Source organism: Glycocaulis sp. (assembly GCF_052168375.1).
Lineage (GTDB): Bacteria > Pseudomonadota > Alphaproteobacteria > Caulobacterales > Maricaulaceae > Glycocaulis.
The window spans coordinates 1-3105 of record NZ_JBQLZR010000127.1 but is presented as its reverse complement, the minus strand read 5'-3'; the positions used below and the strand labels follow the sequence as shown (position 1 = coordinate 3105).

General features: G+C 63.2%; 4 protein-coding genes. 2 read left to right on the top strand and 2 right to left on the bottom strand.

Going from position 1 to position 3105, the window contains the following annotated elements; genetic code table 11:
• Positions 1-29: 29 nt before the first annotated feature.
• Both ACTS2Z_RS04985 and ACTS2Z_RS04980 read right to left on the bottom strand, forming a co-directional pair.
• The gene (locus tag ACTS2Z_RS04985; protein ID WP_442572124.1) at positions 30-890 is read right to left on the bottom strand and encodes an NAD(P)-dependent oxidoreductase; all 861 of its coding nucleotides are present in this window, start codon (positions 888-890) and stop codon (positions 30-32) included.
• Between the two features lie 20 nt (positions 891-910).
• Positions 911-1381 carry a flavin reductase family protein gene (locus ACTS2Z_RS04980; RefSeq protein ID WP_442572123.1) on the bottom strand — a complete coding sequence of 157 codons (471 nt, stop codon included), beginning with the start codon at positions 1379-1381 and terminating at the stop codon, positions 911-913.
• 84 nt (positions 1382-1465) lie between these two features.
• Between ACTS2Z_RS04980 and ACTS2Z_RS04975 the strand changes: the two genes are divergently transcribed.
• Positions 1466-2362: a flagellar motor protein MotB gene (locus ACTS2Z_RS04975; protein ID WP_442572122.1), complete on the top strand. Its 897-nt coding sequence runs from the start codon at positions 1466-1468 to the stop codon at positions 2360-2362.
• A gap of 111 nt (positions 2363-2473) precedes the next feature.
• The coding region (locus tag ACTS2Z_RS04970; protein WP_442572121.1) for an arginyltransferase at positions 2474-3105 on the top strand (632 nt) is incomplete at its 3' end.

Here is a 3105-nt window from a genome sequence, read left to right as displayed (position 1 = left end):
GTCCAGAATGGAGAAGAGAAGCTCGACACTCATTCGCGGTTCAGGCGTGCTACAAGGCTCGACGTGTCCCAGCGCTTGCCGCCCATGGCTTCGACCTCGGCGTAGAACTGGTCAACGATGGCCGTGACCGGCAGGCGTGCGCCATTGGCCCGTGCCTCCTCAAGAGCAATCCGCAAATCCTTGCGCATCCACTCGACGGCAAAACCGAAATCGAACTTGCCCTGATCCATGGTCTGCCAGCGGTTTTCCATCTGCCAGCTCTGGGCGGCGCCCTTGGAAACGGCACTGATGACCGTTTCGACATCCAGCCCGGCGGCCTGCGCAAAATGGATGCCTTCAGAGAGGCCCTGAACCAGCCCGGCAATGCAGATCTGGTTGACCATCTTGGTCAGCTGACCGGCACCGGCCGGCCCCGCATGCACGATGGCCTTGGCATAGGCCTGCATGACGGGTTCAGCCTGGGCAAATATGTCCGCCTCGCCACCGCACATAATGGAAAGCTTGCCGTTCTCTGCGCCGGCCTGGCCGCCTGATACCGGCGCATCGACAAAGCCGATGCCGCGCTTCTGCGCCAATTCGTGAAGCTCGCGGGCGAGCTGCGCGGAGGCTGTCGTGTGATCGACCAGAATGCTGCCGGGCTTCATCGCTTCGAGAAGTGGCACGGCGACAGCACGCACGTCCGGGTCATCGCCAAGGCACATGAAAACGAAATCAGCGCCGCTTGCGGCTTCTTCCGGTGTGGCGGCCGCTTGGCCGCTGTGCTGGGCCGACCATTTTTGTGCCTTTGCGGCGGTGCGGTTCCAGACGCGGACCTCATGGCCGGCCAAGGCCAGATGCCCCGCCATCGGATAGCCCATGACGCCGAGACCGAGAAAAGCTGCACTGGCCATGTCTGTCACTTCCTTCAAATTCAATGCGCGGCAGCGAAGACCGAGCGGTGAAACACCAGTGCCGGGCCGGTGCTGGGCCGGTCAAACGCCTCGACACGGCCGACGAGGATCACATGATCGCCGCCATCATGAACCGCATCGAGGGCGCACTCGAAACGCGCCAGCGCACCGGACACCAGCGGCACCCCCGTCTTGCCGGGCGTCCAATTGCCCCCTGCCCGCTCCAGATCGTCATCGCGCGCGCAGGCCATGGCGAGCGCATCCTGGTCGGCGCCAAGCACGTTGATGGCATAGCGCGGCGCGCTGGCGAACGGTTCAAACCGCAGGCTTGCCCGGTCCAGTGACCACAGGACGAGAGGCGGCTCCAGCGAGACCGAGGCAAAGGAGTTGATGGTCATCGCGCGGACACGTCCCTCATCCAGGACCGTGACCAGCGCCACGCCTGTCGGGTAGCAGCCCAGAGCATCTCTATAGGCACGCGCAAGTTCCAAGGTGTGTCTCCATCCGGCGCTTCAACCCGCCCTTAACCCTGTTCGTATAGCTTGGCGATACAACAACAAGCGTGCGGGTGGGATATGGCTTCCGGTCAACCGATCATCATCAAGAAAATCAAGAAAGCCGGACATGGTCATCATGGCGGCGCGTGGAAAGTGGCGTACGCAGATTTCGTCACAGCGATGATGGCCTTTTTCCTGCTGATGTGGCTGATCAACTCGGTCGATCAGGAGCAGTTGCGCGGCGTCGCCGAGTATTTCGCGCCCTCTACCGTCAGCACCGACAATACCGGCTCTGCCCCCATCCGCCTGATGCCGCCGCGCGGCGATGAAGGCGTGTCCAGCCCGGACATGGCTTTCCTGGAACGCAACCCCACCTCCCACGCGCCGGGTTCCGGCGCTGACGAGACACCTGACGATGGCGAAGGCAGCCCGCGTGATATCGCCCGCGATGCCATGACAAGTGCCCTTGCCCGCCGCGAACAGGCCGAGTTCGAGAGCGCGGAAATGTCCCTGCGTCAGGCGCTGCAGGAAATGCCGGAACTGGCAGAACTTTCCCGCCACCTGATCATCGATCAGACGCCGGAGGGCCTTCGCATCCAGCTCATCGACGAGGAAGGCCGCCCGATGTTCAATGCAGGCGAAACCCGTCCCAATGAGCGCGCGATCGTGCTTTTGCGCGCCGTTGCCGATGTCGTCGACCGCCTGCCCAACCGGATCACTATTTCCGGCCACACCGATGCCTCTCCGGTGCCGGCGTCCGCGCCAAGCAACTGGGAACTGTCTTCCGCGCGTGCCAATGCTGCGTTGCGTATCCTTCAGGAGCGCGGCATTTCCGATGATCGGGTGTCAGATGTCCGTGGCAAGGGCTCGTCTGAACCCCTCTTCCCGGACGATCCCTACATGGCGGGCAATCGCCGCCTTTCCATCGTTCTGCTGCGTGAAGCGCCTGTCCTGCCGCCGGGCGGAGCACTCTAGGGCTAGCGGTGCCCGGACTGACGCCAGCCTGTTCCGGCAAACCCGCCACGCGGTTACACTGGCCACCTCAACGTGCGGATTCGCCGCCGGGACGAGGGACAGAAGAACGCCGTGACGCATCCGTTCACACCGCGCCAATTGCCGTTCTTCCTGACGGCGCCGACCCCTTGCCCCTATCTGCCCGGCAAGCTGGAACGCAAGGTGTTTACCCGGGTCGATCCAGCGGACGGGCCAGGGCTCAATGATGCGCTGACCCATGCGGGCTTTCGCCGTTCACAATCGATCCTCTACCGGCCCGCCTGCGAGCAATGCTCGGCGTGCAAGTCGGTCCGGATCCCGGTTGGCGCCTTCCGGTTCTCGCGCTCACAGCGGCGCACCCTTGCGCGCAATGACGATCTCACAGTCGAATTGCGCCCTGCCGACGCGACGACTGAGCAATTCGCGCTGATGAGCCGTTATCTGGAATCGCGCCACGGCGATGGCGACATGGCCGGCATGCACTTCTTCGACTATGTGGGCATGGTCGAGGACGGCATGCAGCGCACCCATTTGGCCGAATACCGTGATGAGGCAGGCAATCTTGCTGCCGCTGCCCTGGTAGACGAACTCCCGGACGGCTATTCGCTCATCTACAGCTTTTTTGACCCGGATCGCTCGGCCCTTAGCCCTGGCACCTTCATGATCCTTGATCATGTTCGCCGGGCGCAGGCGGCGGGCCTCGACCATGTCTATCTCGGCTATTG